General features: G+C 73.0%; 4 protein-coding genes. 3 read left to right on the plus strand and 1 reads right to left on the minus strand.

All coding sequences use genetic code 11. The features are described 5' to 3' along the window. Both AOK18_RS07445 and nudC read left to right on the plus strand, forming a co-directional pair. Nucleotides 1-488: M20/M25/M40 family metallo-hydrolase (locus AOK18_RS07445; RefSeq protein ID WP_157865050.1), on the plus strand; the 488-nt coding region annotated here is incomplete at its 5' end. A gap of 156 nt (nucleotides 489-644) precedes the next feature. Then, nucleotides 645-1589: an NAD(+) diphosphatase gene (gene nudC / locus AOK18_RS07450; protein ID WP_055573148.1), complete on the plus strand. Its 945-nt coding sequence runs from the start codon at nucleotides 645-647 to the stop codon at nucleotides 1587-1589. A 125-nt stretch (nucleotides 1590-1714) separates the two neighbouring features. Here nudC and AOK18_RS07455 read toward each other — a convergent pair whose 3' ends face one another. Beyond that, nucleotides 1715-1957: a mycoredoxin gene (locus AOK18_RS07455; RefSeq protein WP_055573147.1), complete on the minus strand. Its 243-nt coding sequence runs from the start codon at nucleotides 1955-1957 to the stop codon at nucleotides 1715-1717. Between the two features lie 170 nt (nucleotides 1958-2127). Here AOK18_RS07455 and AOK18_RS07460 point away from each other — a divergent pair. After that, on the plus strand, nucleotides 2128-3315 hold a 1188-nt coding region (locus AOK18_RS07460), incomplete at its 3' end, for an ATP-dependent helicase (protein WP_157865051.1).

Here is a 3315-nt window from a genome sequence, read left to right on the forward strand (position 1 = left end):
CCGCCGATGCCGTTGACCTCGGCGGCGGCTACCAGGGCCCCGGCAGCAAGACGATCATCCCGTCCTCCGCCATGGTCAAACTGTCCTTCCGGCTGGTCGCGGGACAGGATCCCGGCCGCATCGAGAAGGCCGTCCGCGACTGGGTGGCCGGACAGATCCCCGACGGCATCCGGTGCGAGATCGCCTTCAGCCCCGCCACCCGCCCGTGCCTCACCCCCCTGGACCACCCCGCCCTCGAGTCCGTGGCCCGCGCCATGGGCCGCGCCTTCGGCACACCCGTCCGCTTCACGCGCGAGGGCGGCTCCGGACCGGCCGCCGACCTCCAGGGCGTGCTCGGCGCCCCCGTGCTCTTCCTCGGCATCTCCGTCCCGTCCGACGGCTGGCACGCCCCCGACGAGAAGGTCGAACTGGACCTGCTCCTCAAGGGCGCCGAAGCCTCCGCACACCTCTGGAACGACCTCGCCGAGCACTGGCGGCACGTGCCCTGAACGCTCCCGGGCCGTCCGGCCCGGGCCGCCCGCGCGGGGCACACTGGAAGCACCCCGCCGCCGCGCGCGCCACCGGGTCCGGTCGTCCCCCGCCCGTACGACCCGCCGAACCGACCGCCGATCCCATCCGTTTCACCGGGGGAGTTGGAAGCACCCGTGACCACCTGGACCGACCACACCGCCGACCGCCCCGTCTCGCTCACCGCCCCGAGCGGCATCAACCGCGCCGCCCACCACCGGCTCGACGAAGCATGGCTCGCGGCGGCCTGGAGCCACCCCTCGACGCGCTGCTTCGTGGTCTCCGGCGGCCAGGTCCTCATCGACGAGACGGCCGACGGCCGCACCGAACTCGTCATGACGCCCTCCTTCGAGGCGCCGCTCACCGAAGCACACCGCTACTTCCTGGGCACCGACGAGGACGGCGTCAGCTACTTCGCCCTGCAGAAGGACGCCCTGCCGGGCCGCATGGACGACTCCGCCCGCCCGGCCGGCCTGCGCGAGGCGGGCCTGTTCCTGTCCCCCCGCGACGCGGGCCTGATGGTGCACGCGGTCGCCCTGGAGAACTGGCAGCGGCTCCACCGCTTCTGCTCCCGCTGCGGCGAGCGCACCGTCATCGCCGCGGCCGGCCACATCCGCCGCTGCCCGGCCTGCGGCGCCGAGCACTACCCGCGCACCGACCCCGCGGTGATCATGTCCGTGATCGACGACCGGGACCGCATCCTGCTCGGCCGCCAGGTCCACTGGCCCGAGGGCCGCTTCTCGACGCTCGCCGGCTTCGTCGAGCCGGGGGAGTCCATCGAGCAGTCGGTGCGCCGCGAGGTCCACGAGGAGGTCGGCATCAGCGTCGGCGAGGTCGAGTACGTCGCCAGCCAGCCCTGGCCGTTCCCCTCCAGCCTCATGCTGGGCTTCGTCGCCCGCGCCACCTCGACCGACATCACCGTCGACGGTGACGAGATCCACGAGGCCCGCTGGTTCTCCCGGGACCAGCTGGGCGCCGCGTTCGAGTCCGGCGAGATGCTCCCGCCCTACGGCATCTCGATCGCGGCCCGCCTGATCGAGCGCTGGTACGGCAAGCCCCTCCCGACCCGCACCGCCTTCTGACCCGCGCCGCCGCCCGCTGCGCGGTGTTTGCCGTACAGCGACGGAGCGGGGCGGGCGTTCCGCGACCGGGCCCTGGCCGGGCCCTCGGCCGGGAACGCCCGCCCCGCTCCGGGTGAACCGTCCGCTCAGACGCCGATCTTCTGCTTCACCTGCGCCAACGACGGGTTGGTGAGCGTCGAGCCGTCCTCGAAGAGGACGGTCGGAACGGTCTGGTTCCCCCCGTTCGCCTTCTCCACGAAGGCCGCGGAGTCCGGGTCCTGCTCGATGTTGATCTCGGTGTACGCGATGCCCTCGCGGTCCATCTGACCCTTCAGACGGCGGCAGTATCCGCACCACGTGGTGCTGTACATCGTCACGGTGCCCGGCATGTCTCTCGCGCTCCTTCGGCGACTCGGGAATGTCCTCGTCAAGGAGGAACGTACTTGAAAGCGCCACCATTCCCGGGGCCACGGCCCGCCCCGCCCCCGTGACGCGATCTCCCCCGGCGTGACACGGCCCTCGCCCGCACCGGACGGGGTGCCCGCCGCACGAGGACGTGATGCCCGTCGCATCGGTACGACCGCGGGGGCACACCTGTGGACAACCGGCTCGGCCGTCTCCGGCGACCTGGCAGCATGGCCGTGTGACAGCAGCAACGCACTCCCCTCTCTTCCCGCGGGTACCGGACTCGGCCGACGCGGTGCTCGAAGGGCTCGACCCCGAACAGCGCGAGGTCGCCACCGCCCTGCACGGCCCGGTGTGCGTGCTGGCGGGCGCCGGTACCGGCAAGACCAGGGCGATCACCCACCGGATCGCCTACGGGGTGCGCGCCGGGATCCTCCAGCCCTCCAGCGTGCTCGCCGTCACCTTCACCCACCGCGCCGCCGGGGAGATGCGCGGGCGGCTGCGCCAGCTCGGCGCCACGGGGGTCCAGGCCCGCACCTTCCACTCGGCGGCGCTCCGCCAGCTCCAGTACTTCTGGCCGAAAGCGGTCGGTGGCCCCCTGCCCCGACTGGTCGACCGCAAGATCCAGCTCGTCGCCGACGCGGCCGCCGCCTGCCGCGTCCGGCTCGACCGGGGCGAGCTGCGGGACGTCACCGCCGAGATCGAGTGGTCCAAGGTCACCCAGACCGTTCCCGCCGACTACCCGCCCGCCGTCGCCAAGGCCGCGCGCGAGGCGCCCCGTGACCCCGCCGAGATCGCCCAGCTCTACGCCGCCTACGAGGACCTCAAGCGGGAGCGGGGGGTCATCGACTTCGAGGACGTCCTGCTGCTCACCGTGGCCGTGCTCCAGGACCGCCAGGACATCGCGGAACAGGTCCGCGCCCAGTACCAGCACTTCGTCGTCGACGAGTACCAGGACGTCAGCCCGCTCCAGCAGCGGCTGCTGGAGCTCTGGCTCGGCGACCGGGAGAACCTGTGCGTGGTCGGCGACGCCAGCCAGACGATCTACTCGTTCACCGGGGCGACCCCCGACCACCTGCTCGACTTCCGCATCAAGCACCCGGGCGCCACCGTCGTGAAACTGGTCCGCGACTACCGCTCGACCCCCCAGGTGGTCCGCCTCGCCAACGGGCTGCTCGCCCAGGCGCGCGGCCGTGCCGCCGACCACCGCCTGGAACTCGTCTCCCAGCGCGGCCCGGGGCCCGAGCCCGTCTTCACCGAGTATCCCGACGAACCCGCCGAGGCCGAGGGTGCCGCGCGGCGGATCGGCGAGCTGATCGGCGCCGGCGTCCGGCCCAGCGAG

This window comes from Streptomyces prasinopilosus (genome assembly GCF_001419695.1).
Lineage (GTDB): Bacteria > Actinomycetota > Actinomycetes > Streptomycetales > Streptomycetaceae > Streptomyces > Streptomyces prasinopilosus.